General features: G+C 68.7%; 19 protein-coding genes and 3 tRNA genes. 3 read left to right on the forward strand and 19 right to left on the reverse strand.

The genetic code is table 11. The annotated features are described in order from the left end of the window. From BMZ38_RS14050 to BMZ38_RS14065, 4 genes are all read right to left on the reverse strand, one after another. The coding region (locus BMZ38_RS14050; protein ID WP_139211680.1) for a GTP-binding protein at positions 1-550 on the reverse strand (550 nt) is incomplete at its 3' end. 80 nt (positions 551-630) lie between these two features. Beyond that, positions 631-706, reverse strand: a tRNA-Thr gene (locus BMZ38_RS14055). A 108-nt stretch (positions 707-814) separates the two neighbouring features. Then, positions 815-888 (reverse strand) — tRNA-Gly (locus BMZ38_RS14060). Between the two features lie 46 nt (positions 889-934). Next, positions 935-1,020 (reverse strand) — tRNA-Tyr (locus tag BMZ38_RS14065). Positions 1,021-1,195: 175 nt separating this feature from the next. On the opposite strand from BMZ38_RS14065, the gene trxC reads away from it, so the two are divergent. Continuing rightward, a complete protein-coding gene (trxC, locus tag BMZ38_RS14070; protein ID WP_091339003.1) occupies positions 1,196-1,633 on the forward strand; it encodes a thioredoxin TrxC in 438 nt (145 codons plus the stop codon). Here trxC and BMZ38_RS14075 read toward each other — a convergent pair. The 3 genes from BMZ38_RS14075 to BMZ38_RS14085 form a co-directional block, all read right to left on the reverse strand. Next, complete coding sequence (locus tag BMZ38_RS14075) at positions 1,630-1,983, reverse strand: antibiotic biosynthesis monooxygenase family protein (RefSeq protein WP_091339007.1); 354 nt, start codon at positions 1,981-1,983, stop codon at positions 1,630-1,632. The genes trxC and BMZ38_RS14075 overlap by 4 nt on opposite strands. Then, positions 1,980-2,957, reverse strand: a complete 978-nt coding sequence (locus tag BMZ38_RS14080; protein ID WP_175483758.1) for an alpha/beta hydrolase — start codon at positions 2,955-2,957, stop codon at positions 1,980-1,982. Before BMZ38_RS14080 ends, BMZ38_RS14075 begins: the two co-directional genes overlap by 4 nt. Before the next feature lie 116 nt (positions 2,958-3,073). Next, a complete protein-coding gene (locus tag BMZ38_RS14085; RefSeq protein WP_091339014.1) occupies positions 3,074-4,630 on the reverse strand; it encodes a protein adenylyltransferase SelO in 1,557 nt (518 codons plus the stop codon). Between the two features lie 104 nt (positions 4,631-4,734). On the opposite strand from BMZ38_RS14085, the gene BMZ38_RS14090 reads away from it, so the two are divergent. Further along, positions 4,735-5,073 (forward strand): YkgJ family cysteine cluster protein, encoded by a 339-nt coding sequence (locus BMZ38_RS14090; RefSeq protein WP_245747257.1) that lies wholly within the window; start codon positions 4,735-4,737, stop codon positions 5,071-5,073. On the opposite strand, the gene BMZ38_RS14095 is transcribed toward BMZ38_RS14090, so the two are convergent. From BMZ38_RS14095 to egtB, 4 genes are all read right to left on the reverse strand, one after another. Beyond that, positions 5,070-5,792: a pseudouridine synthase gene (locus BMZ38_RS14095; RefSeq protein ID WP_091339017.1), complete on the reverse strand. Its 723-nt coding sequence runs from the start codon at positions 5,790-5,792 to the stop codon at positions 5,070-5,072. The genes BMZ38_RS14090 and BMZ38_RS14095 overlap by 4 nt on opposite strands. Next, entirely contained in the window at positions 5,789-6,844 is a 1,056-nt protein-coding gene (locus BMZ38_RS14100) for a class I SAM-dependent methyltransferase (RefSeq protein ID WP_091339019.1), read from the reverse strand. The genes BMZ38_RS14095 and BMZ38_RS14100 overlap by 4 nt, the downstream gene beginning before the upstream one ends. Before the next feature lie 84 nt (positions 6,845-6,928). Next, complete coding sequence (egtD, locus tag BMZ38_RS14105) at positions 6,929-7,915, reverse strand: L-histidine N(alpha)-methyltransferase (RefSeq protein ID WP_091339022.1); 987 nt, start codon at positions 7,913-7,915, stop codon at positions 6,929-6,931. A gap of 17 nt (positions 7,916-7,932) precedes the next feature. Beyond that, complete coding sequence (gene egtB, locus BMZ38_RS14110; protein WP_091339027.1) at positions 7,933-9,180, reverse strand: ergothioneine biosynthesis protein EgtB; 1,248 nt, start codon at positions 9,178-9,180, stop codon at positions 7,933-7,935. 230 nt (positions 9,181-9,410) lie between these two features. Here egtB and BMZ38_RS14115 point away from each other — a divergent pair, with 230 nt between their 5' ends. Continuing rightward, entirely contained in the window at positions 9,411-9,845 is a 435-nt protein-coding gene (locus BMZ38_RS14115; RefSeq protein WP_091339029.1) for a DUF6491 family protein, read from the forward strand. 60 nt (positions 9,846-9,905) lie between these two features. On the opposite strand, the gene BMZ38_RS14120 is transcribed toward BMZ38_RS14115, so the two are convergent. The 8 genes from BMZ38_RS14120 to BMZ38_RS14155 form a co-directional block, all read right to left on the reverse strand. Continuing rightward, positions 9,906-10,346, reverse strand: a complete 441-nt coding sequence (locus BMZ38_RS14120; protein ID WP_091339533.1) for a hypothetical protein — start codon at positions 10,344-10,346, stop codon at positions 9,906-9,908. Positions 10,347-10,902: 556 nt separating this feature from the next. Continuing rightward, positions 10,903-11,475 (reverse strand): lipocalin family protein, encoded by a 573-nt coding sequence (locus tag BMZ38_RS14125; protein ID WP_091339032.1) that lies wholly within the window; start codon positions 11,473-11,475, stop codon positions 10,903-10,905. Positions 11,476-11,479: 4 nt separating this feature from the next. Continuing rightward, a complete protein-coding gene (locus BMZ38_RS14130; protein WP_217638750.1) occupies positions 11,480-12,547 on the reverse strand; it encodes an SAM-dependent methyltransferase in 1,068 nt (355 codons plus the stop codon). Positions 12,548-12,555: 8 nt separating this feature from the next. Continuing rightward, complete coding sequence (locus tag BMZ38_RS14135) at positions 12,556-13,350, reverse strand: DUF1295 domain-containing protein (RefSeq protein WP_091339038.1); 795 nt, start codon at positions 13,348-13,350, stop codon at positions 12,556-12,558. After that, positions 13,350-13,880: a DUF2878 domain-containing protein gene (locus BMZ38_RS14140; RefSeq protein ID WP_091339041.1), complete on the reverse strand. Its 531-nt coding sequence runs from the start codon at positions 13,878-13,880 to the stop codon at positions 13,350-13,352. Before BMZ38_RS14140 ends, BMZ38_RS14135 begins: the two co-directional genes overlap by 1 nt. Then, a complete protein-coding gene (locus BMZ38_RS14145; RefSeq protein WP_091339044.1) occupies positions 13,877-15,154 on the reverse strand; it encodes an SAM-dependent methyltransferase in 1,278 nt (425 codons plus the stop codon). Before BMZ38_RS14145 ends, BMZ38_RS14140 begins: the two co-directional genes overlap by 4 nt. Next, on the reverse strand, positions 15,151-15,924 hold the full coding sequence (locus BMZ38_RS14150) for a DUF1365 domain-containing protein (RefSeq protein ID WP_091339047.1): 774 nt from the start codon (positions 15,922-15,924) through the stop codon (positions 15,151-15,153). Before BMZ38_RS14150 ends, BMZ38_RS14145 begins: the two co-directional genes overlap by 4 nt. After that, positions 15,921-17,201, reverse strand: coding sequence for an NAD(P)/FAD-dependent oxidoreductase (locus tag BMZ38_RS14155; protein ID WP_091339051.1), 1,281 nt, complete (start codon positions 17,199-17,201; stop codon positions 15,921-15,923). Before BMZ38_RS14155 ends, BMZ38_RS14150 begins: the two co-directional genes overlap by 4 nt. Positions 17,202-17,203 lie beyond the last annotated feature (2 nt).

Consider the following 17,203-nt stretch of genomic DNA (forward strand, 5'->3'; position numbering starts at 1 on the left):
ACTGGTCGCCTTCCAGCGCCTTCAGCGCCGAACCCTTGATGATCGGGGTGTCGTCGCCCGGGAAGTCGTACTTGGACAGCAGCTCGCGCACTTCCATCTCGACCAGCTCGAGCAGCTCGGCGTCGTCCACCATGTCGGCCTTGTTCAGGAACACGACGATGTAGGGCACGCCCACCTGGCGCGACAGCAGGATGTGCTCGCGCGTCTGCGGCATCGGGCCGTCGGCGGCCGAGCACACCAGGATCGCGCCGTCCATCTGCGCCGCACCGGTGATCATGTTCTTCACGTAGTCGGCGTGGCCCGGGCAGTCGACGTGCGCGTAGTGGCGCGTCGGCGACTCGTATTCCACGTGCGCGGTCGAGATCGTGATGCCGCGCGCCTTCTCTTCCGGCGCCGCGTCGATCGCGTCGTAAGCCTTGAATTCACCACCGAAGCGCTCAGCGCCCACCTTGGTCAGCGCCGCCGTCAGCGTCGTCTTGCCGTGGTCCACGTGGCCGATCGTGCCGACGTTCACGTGCGGCTTGGTGCGTTCGAATTTACCCTTTGCCATGCGCGCTAAACCCCGATGGAGTCAATGAAAAAAAGAAAATCTGCCGTAGGCCCGGAGCGACCGGCGGCAGCCGCGTGAGATGGTGCTCATGACAGGAATCGAACCTGTGACCTCTTCCTTACCAAGGAAGTGCTCTACCGACTGAGCTACATGAGCATGTATTTATGCCGTCCTCCATGACGGCGAAGAACAGCCCGGCATCCTGCCGGATAATTCAGAAGAGCGCCACCTGCGCAAGGAACCCGCCTGGCGGATGCAGCGCAATGGAGCGGGAGACGGGAATCGAACCCGCACCATCAGCTTGGAAGGCTGAGGTTCTACCATTGAACTACTCCCGCCCGGGTCATCCCCAGTTTGAAGTCGGGCCCTGCGCGGAACTCGTCATGGTGGAGGGAGGTGGATTCGAACCACCGAAGGCGTAAGCCAGCAGATTTACAGTCTGCCCCCGTTGGCCGCTTGGGTATCCCTCCAACAAAGAACGGCTATTTTCGCGAGCGCCCCCGGATGTGTCAACAGTTCGCGACGGCCGAACAGGCCTTTTCCGCCGGTTTCTTCCACTGATGATCGCCCGCTGCTGCGGTCGCGCCCGCTTGCAGGGCGCGACGGCGGACGCCATATGACGGGCACATCCTACGAGGGCAATCCATGTCCACATCGCTGACGGTCCCGTGCGTGCATTGCGGCGCGCTCAATCGCGTCCCGGCCGAACGGCTGGCCGAGCATCCGGTGTGCGGCCGCTGCAAGCAGGGGCTGTTCGAGGGCAAGCCCATTGAACTGACGATGGCCAACTTCGACGCGGTTGCCGGCCGCGGCGACTTGCCGGTGTTGGTGGATTTCTGGGCGACCTGGTGCGGCCCTTGCCGCGGTTTCGCGCCGGTGTTCGCCGAGGCGGCCGGCCAGTTCGAGCCACGCCTGCGCCTGGCCAAGGTGGATACCGAAGCGCAGCCGCAACTGGCGCAGCGCTTCGGGATACGCAGCATTCCGACACTGGCTCTGCTCAAGGGCGGCCGCGAGGTTGCCCGGCAGGCGGGTGCACTCAGCCCCGCGCAGCTGCGCCAGTTCGTCGACAGCGCGCTGCGCTAACGCGCTTCGTCATGAACGCGCCGGCTGTCCGTCGGCGCCTGCACCCGGGCGTGCATGCCGTAGTCGCGCAGCACCGTTGCCACGCGTAAATGGTAATCGGAGAACACCTCCTCACGCCCTTCGCGCTGCGCTGCGCGGTGCGCTTCCAGTTGGCGCCAGCGGGCGACCGCCTCCTCGTCGCGCCAGAACGAAAGCGAAAGCATCCTGCGCGGCTCGGATAGGCTGCGGAAGCGCTCGATGGAAATGAAACCGTCGATCCCGCCCAGCAACGGCCGCAACGTCGCGGCCAGATCGAGGTAGCGCCGATCCTGGCCCTCCCTCAACGTCACCTCGAAGATGACGGCGATCATCGGCGCGCTTCCGCGGCGTGGATGAAGGCATCCACGCTCTCGTAAAGCGAGCGTCGCGCACGCTCCAGGTGCATCACGTGCGTGCCGTGGTCGATGCGCAGCCGCCAACGCAGCGGACTGGCCACGAAGCGCGCAAGGAACTCCGCCGCGGCGTCATCGCCGACCACGGTATCGTGGTCGCCGTACACGACGAAGACCGGCACGCGGACCTCGTCCGCCGCATACGGATAGCGCCCCGCCTGCGCTTCATCGATGTCCGCCAGCGGACCGGACGGAATGCGCAGCTGTCCCGGCGGATCGCCCGACACGTGCGGCACCGACTCATCGAAGCGCGCAGCCCAGGTCGCATCCACCGCCGGCTCCAGCAGTGCCATGCCTGGCGGCAGCACATCCGCGTAACGCAACTGCCGATAGCGCGCCTGCGCGGTGATACCCCACCACGCGCCGTGCACCGGCCCACCCTGCGGATGCGCCACCTGGGTCACCGGACCGAACAGCGTGAGTGACGCGAGCGCGTGCGGATGGGCAGCCGCATAGGCCGCCGCCGGAATGGTGCCCCACGAATGGGCAACCAAATGCACGTGCGCCATGCCGCGAATCCCGCACAGGTAGTCGACTGCCAGCGCGATCTGCGCCGCCGCGTCCGTCGCACGGCTTACCGGCATGCCGATGCCGCTCCCCGCCATAGCCGGGGGCCGGCTGGAAGCCCCGAAGCCAACGAAATCCAGGCCACAGGCGAGGTAGCCGCGGCCTGCCATGAAGGCCAGCCAGGAATCCCCCGGCGCGAACTCGAAGCCGGCGGCAAGCATGGTCGGAAAGCTCGCGCCGTGGATGAACAGTACGCTGTGTCTCGTCGACTGCCCGGGCACAAGGCAATGCAGTGCCACGCGCTGCCCGGGCGCTTGCGGCAGGGGAAGATAGGTGGTGTGCACGGCTGCCAGCGACAGCAGGCCGGCGAGCAGGGTGGCGGACATGGCAAGCATCCAGACGATGGGTAGCCGCCATGCTGGGCGGTCCGGATGCGGGATGGTTTCGCCGGCCGACGAAACGTTGGTGTGCAGGATGTGCGGACGCGGTCGCGAGCGTCGGTTTAAGAACTGCAGGACAGCATCGAACAACCGGCGCGTTGCTTGGCCCAGTCCGGACGTTTGCCTGCAAAGCGCTCGCGCCCGGGCTGGTCGTCGTACGGATGCCGCATGACATCCAGCAGCTCGCGCACCCGCGCGTAGTCGCCCTGCTCCGCGCGATCGATCGCTTCCTGCGCCAGGTAGTTGCGCAGCACGTATCGGGGATTGGCCAGCCGCATGCGGTTGCGGCGCTGGTCGGGCGGCAGCGGGTCCTCGCGCAGGCGCGCGGCGTAGCGTTCGAGCCAATCGCGCAGGACCGGTTCGGCGGCCTGGCGTGAGTGCTCGTCGTAGCACACGCCGGCCAGCAGCCCCGGCGACGGCGCATCGGGCTGGAAGTCGACCAACGCGCGCCAGGTGAGGGTCATGTCGGCCTGTGCCTCGCGCATCCACGCATGCAAGCCGTCGCGCAGGACCATATCCTCGTCGCGGGCCTGCGCCAGGCCCAGCTTGGCCGCCACGTTGGCGCGGTCGGCAGCCTCCCATGCGGTGACGTAGCGACCGAGCCCCGCCTGCAGCGGCGAGACATCAGCGAACAGTGGTGACAGTGCGCTGGCCAGGCGGGTGAGGTTCCACCACGCCACGTTGGGCTGCTGGCCGAAGCGGTAGCGGCGGCGCACCGCGTCGGTGGTGTTGGGCGTCCAGTCCGGGTCGTAGTCGTCGATCCAGCCGTAGGGGCCGTAGTCGATCGTCAAGCCGAGGATCGACATGTTGTCGGTGTTCATCACGCCGTGCACGAAGCCCACCCGCATCCACTGCGCGAGCAGCCGAGCGGTGCGTTCGCAGACCTCGGCGAACCAGTCGGCATAGAGCGGTTCGCCCTCCCCGCGCAGCTGCGGAAAATCGCGGCGGATGGTGAAGTCCACCAACTGGCGCAGCAGCGCCACGTCGTTGCGCGCGTAGGGCAACTCGAAGCTGCCGAAGCGGATGAACGAAGGCGCGACGCGGCAGACGATGGCGCCCGGCTCCTCGCGCGGATGGCCGTCGTAGAACATGTCGCGCACCACCGCCTCGCCCGTCTCGATCAGGCATAGCGCGCGCGTGGTCGGGACGCCCAGGTGGTGCATGGCCTCGCTGCACAGGAATTCGCGAATCGAAGAACGCAACACCGCGCGACCGTCCGCACCGCGCGAATACGGCGTAGGGCCGGCTCCCTTAAGCTGCAGTTCCCAGCGCTGGCCTCGCGCGTCCAGTGTTTCGCCAAGGGAGATAGCGCGTCCGTCACCGAGCTGCCCGGCCCACACGCCGAACTGGTGGCCCCCGTAATTGGCCGCCCACGGCTGCATGCCCTCCAGCAGCGCGTTGCCGCCGAAGGTCCGGGCGAAGCGCTCGCTGCGCATGTCTGTTTCGGCGAGACCGAACGTCGCGGCCATCTCGTCCGACCATGCGACCACTTCTGGCGCAGCGACCGGCGTCGGTTCGACGCACGACCAGCAGGCGCCTTCCACCTGGCGCAGCCGCGGCCCGATCTCGCCGTCGCCGGGCAGTTCGCGCAGGAAGGCATTGTCGAACTCGAAACGCATGCCCGCATGATCGCACGCCCGCCTTGCGAAGGATGTCCGCGCATCTCGCCGTTGCGAATACGAACGCTTAGCACGCGGGCCGGCGACAACCTCCATACTGGCGCGTGGACAACGACATCGAAACCGACGAATACGCCGAGAGCATCGACCCTTCCGTGCAATGCACCGCCTGTGACGCCGTCTGTTGCCGGCTGACCGTGGTGCTGATGCCCGAGGACCACGTGCCGGAGTGGCTGCAGGAGCACGACGACCGCGGGCTGGCGACGCTCGCCAAGGGTGAGGACGGTTGGTGCGCCGCACTCGATCCGAATACGTCGCGCTGCACGATCTACGAGCAGCGCCCGGCGATCTGCCGCAAGTACGCGATGGGCAGCCCCGGCTGCCGGGACGAGCGGCGCAAGTGGTATGGCCACCGGCTGCCCACGACGGTGAAGCTGCTTTAGCTCCCTGCCGGCGAGGACACGGCGTCGAAGGCCCTGGCGACCTCCGCCGTGGCGAGCATCCGCCACTCCCCCGGCGCCAGTCCGTCGAGCGTCAACTGCCCGATGGCCACGCGCTCGAGCGTTTCGACATGGTTCCCGGTGGCGGCGAACATCCGCCGCACCTGGTGGTAGCGCCCCTCCGTCACGGTCAGGCGCGCCCGTCGCGGCGCAAGTACCTCCAGCTGCGCCGGCGCAAGCGGCGTGGTTTCCGATTCCAGCATCAGCGTACCGCTGGCGAACAGCGCACCCTCGTCGCCGTGCAGGTCGCGCGCCAGCGCGGCTTCGTACACCTTGGCAACGTTCGCCCTGGGCGAAATGATCCGGTGCAGCAGCGCGCCATCGTCGGTGAGCAGCAGCAGGCCGGATGTGTCGCGGTCGAGCCGGCCGACGGTGGAGAGCGCCGGGTCGCGCTGGCGCCAGCGCGGCGGCAGCAGGTCGTAGACCAGGCGACCGGCGTCCTTGCGCGAACAGGTGTAGCCGGTCGGCTTGTGCAGCAGCAGCACCAGGCCGGTGGGCGGATCGAGCGGCTCGCCGTCGATGCGGACGTCCGCATGATCGGCCTTGTCGTCCGTGTAGAGCACCTCGCCTGCCGCATCGGTGACACGGCCTTCGCCGAACAGCCGCATCACTTCCTTGCGACTGCCGTAGCCGAGGTTGGCGATCAGGCGCACCAGTTTCATGCGCGCACCGCCTCGATCACCTTGAAGCCGTCCTGCATCGCCACCGTGCGCACCTGCGCGAAGCGCGAGGCCAGCGTCGCCTCGTAGGGCAGATGCCGGTTGGCCACCAGCCACAGGCGACCGTGTGGCAGCAGTGCGCCGGCAGCCGCTTCGATGAAGGCACGGCCTAGCTCCGGCAGGTCCGCCCGCCCCTGGTGGAACGGCGGGTTGCTTACGATCGCGTCGTAGTGGTGCACCAAGCCGGCGGTCACGTCGTGCCAGTGCACGTCGGCACCGATCGCACGCCCGCTGGCGGCGACCGCTTCGGCAAGGTTGACCCGGGCCAGTTCGAGCGCGCGCGCTTCGGCCTCGTAAAGATCGATCGACATGACAGCCGGGCAACGCGCCACCACCTGGGTGGCCAGGTAGCCGTAACCCGCACCGAGGTCGGCCACCCGACCATGCAGGTCCGCCGGCAGGTGCGCGGCGAGCAGGGCCGAGGCGGTATCGATGCGGTCCCAAGCGAACAGGCCCGGGCGACTGAGATAGCCACCGGCGATGCGCCGTGGCGCATCGAGCGCGCTCCATTCGTCCCGCAACGCAGTGTCGATCGCGCTGCCGGCAGCTGCCCAGAACACGCGGCACTTGTGCTTGGAGAGGCTGCGCACCGGCCCGAACAACCGCACGAAGTCCGCTTCGGCGGACTTGGCGCCTTCGGCATTGGGCACCGCTGCCAACACGATGCCGCCGGGCCGCACATGAACGGCCGCGCGCGCGAACGACGCGCGGGCCTCGTCGCGCTGGCGCGGCGGCAGCAGCAGCACGGCGGCAAAGGATTCTCCGTCGGCCGCTTCGCCGACCGCCAGGCCCGCCCGCCGCAGCTCGTCGGCGAACGGCCTGAAACCCTGTTCGCAAAGCCAATCGGCACGCGCGAACGCGCGCAGGTGTGCGCTTTCGCGAGCACGAAGGAAAAGCCCACGGCCATCGTCAGGCGATGGCAGCTCGCCGCTGGCAAAAGGCAGGAACAGCGCATCGAGCTGGGCTTCGGGCGCGGCGGCAATGGAAGGTGCCATCGATCGATACGGGAAAGGCCGGGCGGGCCCCGGATTCTACGCGGAGCCACCCACGCCCGTTCACCGGCACCGACCCCGGCTTCGTCAGCGGGCCACCGAGCCGGCCCGCACCAGGTATTGCACGCTGAACATCCGTTCGGGATCCAGCCAGACCCGCAACACCTCCAGGCCGGCCTTAGCCACGAGCGCGGCGAAATCCTCCAGCGAATATTTGCAGCTGATCTCCACGCGGATGGCCTCGTCCGCGCCGAAGGCGATCTGCGATCGCCCCACGCGCACTTTCTGTGCGCGCTGGCTGACCAGGCTGGTCTCTATACGGCCGGCCAGCGCGTTGTAGTGGGCGCGGTGGCGGAAGGCACCAAGATCGAAGTCGCAACCCAGCTCGCGGTTGAGCCGCGCGAGCATGTTGAGAGTGAACTCGGCCGTGACACCGGCCGCGTCGTTGTATGCCGCCTCGATCACTGCGGCATCCTTCTTGAGGTCGGCGCCGATCAGGATGCCGCCGTTGTCGCCCATCTCCGCGCGCATCTTGCGCAGCAGCGCCACCGCCTCGCGCGTGTCGAAGTTGCCGATGGTCGACCCCGGGAAGTACAGCACCGTGCGCCGCGGGGCGCGTGGGGGGATCGGCAGGCGCAGCGCGCGGGTGAAGTCGGCGCACAGCGGCTGCACGGGCAGTTGCGCAAAGCGTTCGCCCAGGCGGCGGACGCTTTCCTGCAGCGGCTCGGGTGAAATCTCTACCGGCACGTAGCTCACCGGCGCGGCCATGTGCTCGAGCAGCAGGCTCGTCTTGGTGGCGCTGCCGCTGCCGTATTCAACCAGGCGCACGTCGACGCCCAGCGTATCGGCGATGCTGGCGGCGTGCGCCTGCATCAAGGCGGTCTCGCAGCGCGTCAGGTAGTACTCGGGTTGCTCGCAGATGCGCTCGAACAGCACCGAACCCTGCGCGTCGTAGAAGAGCCACGAGGGCAGGCGTTTGGGTTGTGCGCGCAGGCCGCGGCGAACGATCTCCAACAAACCGGTGGCGGGTGGGGTACGCCCGTCGTCGTGCAGGTCCAGGGCACGAATATTCATGGGGATGCTCCTTTTTTCTAACGATCCCTGGCCAGGCGCAGCCCGGCGAACTGCCAGCGCGCCTGCGGGGAAAAGAAATTGCGGTAACTGGCCCGGACGTGGTTGCGCGGCGTGGCGCAGGAGCCGCCACGCAGCACCCACTGGCCGCACATGAACTTGCCGTTGTATTCGCCCAGCGAGCCAGGCAAGGGACGGAAGCCGGGATAGGCGATGTAGGGCGAGGCGGTCCATTCCCAGGCGTCGCCGTACATCTGCGCGAGGCCCTGGCCGGTCGCCGCCTGCGCCGGCCGGGGGGTGCCGTCGAGCAGGTTGCCTTCGACCGGCAGCGCAGCGGCCGCCACTTCCCACTCGGCCTCAGTGGGCAACCGCGCGCCGGCCCAGCGCGCGAAGGCATCGGCCTCGTAGTAGCTGACGTGGCAGACTGGCGCAGCCGGGTCGAGGGCACGCACGCCGGCCAGCGAGAACGCGCTGGACAGGTCCGGCTGCCAGTACAGCGGCCGCTCCCATCCCTCGCGCTGCACCGTGGCCCAGGCGTCGGACAGCCACAGCGACGGTTCGTGGTAACCACCATCGTGCACGAACGCGGCGTATTCCTCGTTGGTGACCAGGCGATTGGCCAGCGCATGCGGCGCCAGCCACGTGCGGTGGCGCGGCGTCTCGTTGTCGAACGCGAAGCCGTCGCCCGCGTGGCCGATTTCCAGCACACCCTCGCGCCCAGGCAGGAACTGCAGCGGCATCGACACCGACGCGGTCACTTGCGGCGCCGCGCGCAGATAGGCCGGCAACAGCGGGTTGCTCCAGAGCGCATGCTGGATGTCGGTGAGCAGCAGCTCCTGGTGCTGCTGTTCGTGCTGCAGACCCAGCTCGACCAGCGCGGTGGGCGCACCGCCGTCCTCGCGAAGCAGTCTTTCGCAGACCACCTCGTCGACGTGGCGGCGCCAGGCGAGCACTTCCTCCAGCGACGGGCGCGAGAGCAGGCCACGCTGTGGCCGCGCGTGCATCGGACCGACGCTCTGGTAGTAGGAGTTGAACAGGTAATGCCACGCCGGTTCGCGCGGCCGATAATGTGGATCGTGCCCAAGCACGAACTGCTCGAAGAACCAGGTGGTGTGGGCGAGGTGCCATTTCGCCGGGCTGGCGTCGGGCATCGACTGCACCATCATGTCCTCGGCCGTGAGATCCGCGCACAGCCGGACACTCTGCTGGCGGATGCAACGGTAGCGTTCCGCGAGGGTCTGGCCGGCGAATGTGCTCAGCTGCGCCATGGCACGCTCCTTCGAGTGTCGGACGCGGGGTTCTCATGCACGCCGGCAACGGCGCTGTGCCAGGGACGGATCGAACCGCTGGCATCAGCCAAGCATGGCGCAGCGATCGTTCAATACTCGTGATCTGCCGATGGCAGTTCGCTGACACCGCCGCGCTGGCGCAAGCCCGGCCGGCGCGCGATGCTGGCGGCGCCCGACCACCGTGCGTCTTCCCCAGCGAGGTGATGTCCATGAAACCCCTGCCTTCCCTGCTGCTGCTCGCCACCGTCGGCTGCGCCACCGCGTTTGCCGGCGATGCACCGCCGACGCGGAAGCCGCTGCCGTACGCGCAATGCATCCAGACCGACCGGATCAACGAATGGCACATCGTCGACAAGCGCACCGCTGTGGTGCGCACGGGCCCATATCGCTACGCCGTGCACCTGAAGGCTGATTGCCCGCGGCTGGGGATCGGCGTACCCGGTTTCCTGCTGCATGCCAGCGAATCGGGCAAGGTCGCCGGCGAGGGCCGCATCTGCGGTGGGCTGGGCGAGACCGTCAGTGCACGTGACCAGCCGCCGTGCGCTATCTCTTCGGTGGAGCTGATCGACAAGGCCAGCTTCGAGCGCATGCGCAAGCACGCCGCCCGCCACGGCAGCGGCGCGGAACTGCCGCCCTCCCGCTAGTCGCCTGCCCATGAAAAAGGCCCGGCATGGCCGGGCCTCTTTCCACAGCGGACGACTCGCTCAATCCTGGTCGTCGTCGCCCACGTAGCGGGTCGGCGGCGGGGCGTCTTCGTACACCGTGCGCGTCTCCACCACGCGCCGGGTGACCACGGGCTCTTCGTAGATCACGCGCACCGGCCGGCGGTAAACCGGCTGCTCGTAGACCACCGTGCGTGGCGGCGGATTGAGCGCGTCGTCAACCAGGCCGATCACCGCGCCGGTGACGATCGCGCCGGCCACCCAGCGTCCACCGCTCCAGTAGCCACGATCGTGGCCGTAGTGGCCATGCCAGCCTCGGTCGTAATCGCCGCGACCACGCCAGCCATGGTCGTAATCGCCGCGGCCATGCCAGCCCCGGTCATGCCAGCCATGCGCCGAAGCGCCAACGGGCAGCGCCGCGGCGGCCGCCAGCAACACTGTCGCCAACGTCAGGGCCGGCTTGCCCAGCCAATGCCTAGTCATGATGCACACCTCCATCCGGGCAAACGATTGCCCTGCACCACGATGCTCCGGCTGGCGGGCTTAATCGCCACTTAAGCGAGCGGTGGCCTCGACGCCAAGGCCGACTCCTTTGCATGACCCTCGTGGCGAAGCCCGGTAATGAAGGCGATCAACCGGCCAGCCGCCCACGCGCGCTGAAGTGCGTATCGGAAATGACGTTCGCCAACCAGGGCATGCGCGGAATGCCGCCGACCAAAGTTGCGGCCTTGCCTGGGCGGATCGCGCATCGCCGCGGCCGAGACGATCCTGCCGCCGTCCGGCGCGCGTAGCCGAAGCCAGGGTCGAAGCCGCCGAGGATGGCCAGGCCGTGCTGGTCCCGCCGATCGGCCCGCTCTCGCGTAAGTGGCGGTCCACCAGTGCGTTCGGCGGTGTGCCCTTCCAGAAACGCACGTAGATTGGTCTGGTCGCCCGATCTGCGTCGCCAGCGAGCCGGCGGACGGCGCGAAGCCCACCCTGCCCTACCAATTGCCCGCGCCGATCGGCACCGCTCACCGGGCGGCAACCACACTGGGGTGGCCTAGCCGCAGGGCGACTCGAAGGTACCGCTTCCCGGTCCACGCTCGGGCCAGCGCTGCGGAGTCCGGCGCACCTTGGCGACGTCGTATCCCAGCGCCCGCGCGCGTGCGAGCACGGCCTGGTAATCGGCCGGGGAGACGGTCGGCGTAAGCGCCATGTACCACAGGTAGTCGCGCGCATCGCGTACCACGAGCACCTGGCTGCCACCCGGTGCCAGCCAGCCGACGAGGTACTGCGCCTGCATGAACCAGAACAGGTGCACTTTCCATTCGGCATTGCCGCTGCCGGGAACCACGGTGGCGCGTGATTGGGTCTGCCTGACCGGTGCGTCGAAACGGTGAGGCCGGAAGCGCAACGACGTACAGATGCTTCCGTCATCCTGCAGGCGGTAGGTTTCCACCGCATCGTAGCCGTCACGCTCGAAGCGCGTCGGTATGGATGCGATGACGTACCAGCGGCCCATGAAGCCCGGCAGGTCCAGCTTCTTCGGCGGCGCGAGCGGTGCGACGGCGCTCGCATTGGCTGCCAGCGCGAGCGCCATGCAGGTGCAGGCGACCATGCGGGGGGCTCTCATCGCTTCACGGCCGGACGAAGCGGTAGTGCGCCACCAACCACTCCTGTCCGCCGCCATAGCCGAACAACTCGGCGCAGGCCATCCAGAACATGCGCCAGCGCTGGAACCACAGCATCGCGTGCTCGCCGTAGGCTCCGCGCAATACGGCCAGCACCGCCTCGCGCTGGCGATCCTGGCGCTGCAGCCAGTGGTTGGCGCTCCTCTGGTAGTGCGTGCCGTCCACCAGCCAACGCTGCTGCAGGTGCAGGTCGCGCTGAAAATGCAGCAGGGTATCGGCGCTGGGCATCTGCCCGCCGGTGAAGAAGTGCCGGCCCATCCAGTTGTCCGTTCCCTCGGTCTCGAACGGATACAGCAACGTGCGGTGCGCGAAGATATGCACGAACAGCTTGCCGCCGGGCTTGAGCCAGGTGGCGATGCGCTCCATCAACACCTGGTAGTTGCGCATGTGCTCGAACATCTCCACGGAAACGCAACGGTCGAACTGCCCGGCCTCGAGCGCCAGCGTGTTGGCGTCGCGGGTCAGCACGCGCACGTTGGCCAGGCCGCGCGCCTGGCAGACGGCCTCGATGTGCAGGCGCTGGGCCTGCGAGTTCGAGACGGCGGTGATCTGCGCCGCCGGATAGCGCGCAGCCATCCATCGGGTGAGCGAGCCCCAGCCGCAACCCAGCTCCAGTATGCGCTGGCCGTCCGCGAGTTCCGCACGCTGCCCGTACAGCGCGAGCATGGCTTGCTCCGCCTGCTCCAGCGTTTCGTCGCCGCGGGGGTAGTAGCAGCCCGAATACTTCAGCCGCGGTCCCAGGCAGAGTTCGAAGAACGCCGGCGGCAGCTCATAGTGCTGGCGGTTGGCGGCATCGGCATGGATAGCCACCGGGCTGTGGCGCAGCGCTTCGATGCGGCGCGCGTGGCGCTCGGCCTGCGCCGATACACCACCGGCGCGCTCCTCCTGCAGGCGGGCCGCGCACAGGCGGCGGATGCCCAGGCGCAGCAGCGCGTCGGGAATCCAGCCGCGTTCGGCAAGGCCAAGCAGGCCGGGAGCTGCCTGGTCGGAGGGCAATTCGGCGGGGGCCGGGATGGCGTCGGTCACGGATCCGTCCTCGATTCGGTGGGGTGCCTGGGAAACCACGGAAAGAACATCGACGTGTCGCGCTGGTAGGCGCGGTAGTCCGCACCACGGGTTCGCAGCGCCTGCGCCTCGGTGTACGGGATCCCGCTCACGTAGCGCAGAAACAGATACATCAGCAGTGGCCCGCTCCATGCCAGCCACGCCAGCGGAGAGCCCACCGCGAATGCCACGTATGCAAACCAGTGCAGCCATTCGAAGAAATAGTTGGGATGGCGTGTCCAGCGCCACAGGCCGGTACGGCAGGTGCGTCCACGCTGCGCCGGATCGGCGCGGAAACGTGCCAGCTGCGCGTCGGCCAGGCTCTCCCCGCCGACGCCGAGCAGCCAGGTCGCCGCGCCCACCACCAGCCAGGGCGCATGGGTGTGCCGATTGGCCGCCACCGCGGCAAACGGCAGCGCGAACAGCGTTATCGCGATGGCCTGCAGCTGGAAGAATCCGAACAGCCTCCGCTGGTCGCCACGCCAGTGTTCGCGCAGGGCGCGGTAACGCCCGTCCTCCGGCTCGTGGCGCACGCGCCGCCACAGGTGCCAGCCCAGCCGCGCACCCCACACGCTGCCGAGCAAGCCAGCCAGCATGCGTGGCGCAGCCGCGCCCGGTCCCAGCACGCACAACAGCAGCGCCGCGCCGGCCAGGCCAGCGGCCCACAGCACGTCGACGATGCCGGCGTTGGCGTGCCGGCGCTGCCAGCGCCAGCCGGCAGCCATGATGGCCGAGGCGAGCAGCCAGACCAGTAGCAGCGTGCACCAGGGCATCAGCACGCACTCCGTGAGGACTCGTGCAACCAGCGCCGTGCCAGCGAAGTGAGCAATGGCATGGCAAGCCCCCAGCCAAGGGCCAGCGCCAGCAGCGTGCGCCAGATTGGCGACGCCAGCAGCACTGCATGCCAGCCGCGTGCGGCGGCGAGGTAGGCCAGCGGTCCACCGATGGCGCCGAACAGCACCGCAAGCCGCGGGCGTGCATGCAGATAACCGAACAGCGGCACCACGGTCAGCGCGAACGCCACCCAAAGCGCCATCAGCCATGCCGGCGCCGCCGGCAGTGGCCATGGCGCGGCGTAGCGGAGCAGGCCCGTACCGACCCATAGGCCCTCCAGCACCAGGCCCACCGCCAGCGCCACGGCGATCAGCCGCAGTTCCACACCGCGCCGCGGCGAGAACACCAGCCTCACCAGCGCGAACAGCGCCGTCGCCGCCACGCCCGGCCAGGCCAGGCCCCTACCCGCGCCAGCCACGGCCAGGAACCAGACCAGCTCGTAGGAGGCCAGGGTGAGCCAGAAATTCACGCGAGCGCCTCGCCGGTGCCCTGCCCGCGCCGCCACGACGGCCGCGCCAGCAACAGGTGCGATACGCCGATGGAGCGCTCGCGGAATCCCCCCTCGCAATAGGCGAAGTAGAACTCCCACAGCCGGATGAAGCGCTCGTCGAAGCCTTGCGCGCGCACCTCGTCGAGCCGGGCCATGAAGCGCTGCCGCCAAGCCTGCAGCGTGCGTGCGTAGGAATCGCCGAAGTCTTCCTGTGCGACCAGGCCAAGGTCGCTGGCTCGCGCGTTCGCCGCCAGCATCGCGCTCATCGACGGGATGAAGCTTCCGGGGAAGACATGGCGCTTGATGAAGTCCACCGACCTGAGCGCCTGCGCATACCGGTGGTCCTCGATAGTGATCGCCTGCAGCAGCGCCAGACCGTTGGGTTCGAGCAGGCGACCGAGCTGGGCGAAGTAGGTCGGCAGGTACGCCGCGCCGATCGCCTCGATCATCTCGATCGAAACCAGCTTGTCGTAGCGGCCATCCAGTTCGCGGTAGTCGCGCTGCAGCACGCGCACGCGTCCGGCGAGCCCCGCCATCGCGATGCGCTCTCGCGCCAGCGTGGCCTGCTCGCGGGAGATGGTGGCGGTGTCCACGCGGCAGCCGTAGTGCCGCGCCGCGTGCAGGGCGAAGCCGCCCCAGCCGGTGCCGATCTCGATCACACGGTCGCCTGGCCGCAAATCGAGCTTGCGGCAGATCAGCTCCAGCTTGCGGGTGGAAGCGTCCTCGAGGGTGTCGTTCGGCCCGGCCCAGTACGCCGAGGAGTACATCAGGTCCGGCGACAGGAACAGCCTGAAGAAGTCGTTGCCCAGGTCGTAGTGCGCGGCGATGTTGCGCCGGCTGCCCCGCGGGGTATTGCGGCGGGCTGCGTGCCAGGCGCGCAGTGCGAGGCCTTGCAGCCGCGCCAGGCCACGCTCCATGCCGTCGAGCAGGTGGCGGTTGCGCACCAGCAGGCGCACCAGCGCGACCAGGTCGTCGCAGCGCCACAGGCCGTCCATGTACGCCTCGCCTGCGCCCACGCTGCCGCTGGCCGCGACGGTGCGGTAGAACGCAGGATCGGAGACCTCCACGTGTACCGCCAGGTCGTCCGCCTGATGTGCGGGCACGCCGAGTTCCAGGGTGCCCAGCGCGTCGTGCAACACCAGCCGGCCATGATCGAGAGCTCGCAAACGGTCGACCAGGCGCTGGCGCAGGAACCGGTCGGTGGCGCCCATGTCCCGGACGGCAAGGGTGGCTGGTTCGGCGATCGCGTTCATGGGGTCCTCGCGGGGTGGGCATGGAAAGGGTTTCGCTTGAGCCACAGGCGCAGTGCGTTCCAGTAGATCGCACCCACTACCTGGGCGCTCATCAGCGGATAGCGCCACAGCACGCGCGACAGCGCGGCGCCGGTGATCGGACGGCGGCGCAGGCGCAGGTGCGCGTCGAATTCGCGCCGGCCCTCGTGCAGCACCCCCATCCGCACCCGCAACTCCTCGCCGGGCACGCTGAAGCGCCAGTCGTAGCGGCGCTCCATCGGCATGAAGGGAGAGACGTGGAAGCGCTTGTCGAAGTCCCAGCGCAGCAGCGCGCCGTCGCTGCGTGCGGCGTCGCACGGCAGCACGTATGCGTAGCGCTCGTGCCAGGGCGTATTGGTGATCTCGGCGAGGATGCACTGCAGCGTGTCGCCGTCCTCGGCGTAGCAGTAGTAGAAGCTCACGGGGTTGAACGCGATGCCGCCGTAGCGCAGGTGCGCCAGCAGGCGGATCGGCCCGGGCACACGCCGCCCGGTGGCCTTTTCCACACGCAGGCGCACGGCGTCGGCGAGCGGCAGCCGCGTCGGTTCCAGGAAATCGCTGCGGCGGAATTCGGCCAGGTTGCGCCGGTCGCGGGACCACAGCCAGCGCCCGTCCAGCACGCGGTCGACCTCGTCCAGGTCCAGGTAGAGCTGCGCCATGCGATAGGAGAACGCGTGCGGGTACGGCGCTCGCCGCCGGTGCCACACGGTGCCCTCATACACCGCACTGCGCAGTGGCGGCTGGATGCTCATGCGGCCGCTTCCAGCAGGGCAGCACGTGCCGGCGAATCCCAGCGCACGCCGAGCGCCGCAGCCACCTCGACGGCGCTGCGCATGCCGTCCTCGTGGAAGCCGAAGCCCCAGTACGCGCCGGCGAACCAGGTGCGCTGCATGCCCTGGATCTGCCCCTTGCATTGCTGCGCGGCCACGGAGGCGTGCGTATAGAGCGGATGGTGATAGCGCAGCCGGCGCAGCACGCGCGCGGGATCGATCGCATCGTCGCGGTTGAGGGTGACGACGAGCGGCTCGGGCGCATCCAGGCCCTGCAGCAAATGCATGCAATAGCTCACCGTACAGGCTTGCTGCGGATCGCGCGGCACGTTGGCGTTCCATGCCGCCCAGGCCTTGCGCCGGCGCGGCAGCAGGGTGGCGTCGGTGTGCAGCACCACCTCGTTGGGCTGGTAGCCGATGGCGCCGAGGACCGCACGCTCGCGTTCGCTGGCATCGGCGAGCAGCGTCAGTGCCTGGTCGCTGTGGCAAGCCAGCACCACCTGGTCGAAGCGCTCGCGTCCGGCGGGGCTGTCCACCAGCACCGCCTCCGCTTCGCGATGGAGCGCGTACACCGGGCAGCCGAGCCGTTCGCGCACCGGCCAGCCGCTGCGCAGCGCACGCACGTAGCTGGCCGAACCGCCGCACAGCACGCGCCATTGCGGACGGCCGGAGAGCTGCAGCATCTGGTGGTTGGCCATGAAACGCAGCAGGTAGCGCACCGGAAATTCCAGGATCTGCCGCGGCGGCGAAGACCACAGCGCCGACGCCATAGGCACCAGGTGCTCGTCGCGGAACGCGGGGCCGTACCCTTCGGCGGCCAGGTATTCGCCCAGCGTCGGGCCAGGCGATTCGCCATCAAGCATTGCCCCGGCTTCGCGATAGAAGCGCAGCAGGTCGCGCACCATGCCCAGGAAGCGCGGCGACAGCAGGTTGCGGCGCTGGCAGAACAGGCCGTCCAGCGAGGTGGCGTTGTATTCCATCCCGCTGGCTTCGTTGCGTACCGAGAAGCTCATCGTGGTGGGTTGCGTGGCCACGCCCAGCTCGTCGAACAGCCGCGCCAGCAGCGGATAGTGCGCGCGGTTGTGCACGATGAACCCGGTATCGACGGCGTAGTGCCTGCCGCCCAGCTCGATATCGTGGGTGTGCGTGTGGCCGCCGAGGTAATCGTTGGCCTCGAACAGGGTGACCTCGTAGCGGCGCGAGAGCAGCCACGCGCTGGCCAGGCCCGCGATGCCCGATCCGACCACGGCGATGCGCATGA

Origin of the sequence: Frateuria terrea (assembly GCF_900115705.1) — a bacterium.
In the GTDB taxonomy this organism is placed as follows: Bacteria; Pseudomonadota; Gammaproteobacteria; order Xanthomonadales; family Rhodanobacteraceae; genus Frateuria_A; species Frateuria_A terrea.

Coding starts and splice junctions, on each gene's coding strand:
- trxC (WP_091339003.1), top strand. CDS start 1,196: ATGTCCACATCGCTGACGGTCCCGTGCGTGCATTGCGGCGCGCTCAAT.
- BMZ38_RS14075 (WP_091339007.1), bottom strand. CDS start 1,983: ATGATCGCCGTCATCTTCGAGGTGACGTTGAGGGAGGGCCAGGATCGG.
- BMZ38_RS14080 (WP_175483758.1), bottom strand. CDS start 2,957: ATGTCCGCCACCCTGCTCGCCGGCCTGCTGTCGCTGGCAGCCGTGCAC.
- BMZ38_RS14085 (WP_091339014.1), bottom strand. CDS start 4,630: ATGCGTTTCGAGTTCGACAATGCCTTCCTGCGCGAACTGCCCGGCGAC.
- BMZ38_RS14095 (WP_091339017.1), bottom strand. CDS start 5,792: ATGAAACTGGTGCGCCTGATCGCCAACCTCGGCTACGGCAGTCGCAAG.
- BMZ38_RS14100 (WP_091339019.1), bottom strand. CDS start 6,844: ATGGCACCTTCCATTGCCGCCGCGCCCGAAGCCCAGCTCGATGCGCTG.
- egtD (WP_091339022.1), bottom strand. CDS start 7,915: ATGAATATTCGTGCCCTGGACCTGCACGACGACGGGCGTACCCCACCC.
- egtB (WP_091339027.1), bottom strand. CDS start 9,180: ATGGCGCAGCTGAGCACATTCGCCGGCCAGACCCTCGCGGAACGCTAC.
- BMZ38_RS14115 (WP_091339029.1), top strand. CDS start 9,411: ATGAAACCCCTGCCTTCCCTGCTGCTGCTCGCCACCGTCGGCTGCGCC.
- BMZ38_RS14120 (WP_091339533.1), bottom strand. CDS start 10,346: ATGACTAGGCATTGGCTGGGCAAGCCGGCCCTGACGTTGGCGACAGTG.
- BMZ38_RS14125 (WP_091339032.1), bottom strand. CDS start 11,475: ATGAGAGCCCCCCGCATGGTCGCCTGCACCTGCATGGCGCTCGCGCTG.
- BMZ38_RS14135 (WP_091339038.1), bottom strand. CDS start 13,350: ATGCCCTGGTGCACGCTGCTACTGGTCTGGCTGCTCGCCTCGGCCATC.
- BMZ38_RS14145 (WP_091339044.1), bottom strand. CDS start 15,154: ATGAACGCGATCGCCGAACCAGCCACCCTTGCCGTCCGGGACATGGGC.
- BMZ38_RS14150 (WP_091339047.1), bottom strand. CDS start 15,924: ATGAGCATCCAGCCGCCACTGCGCAGTGCGGTGTATGAGGGCACCGTG.
- BMZ38_RS14155 (WP_091339051.1), bottom strand. CDS start 17,201: ATGCGCATCGCCGTGGTCGGATCGGGCATCGCGGGCCTGGCCAGCGCG.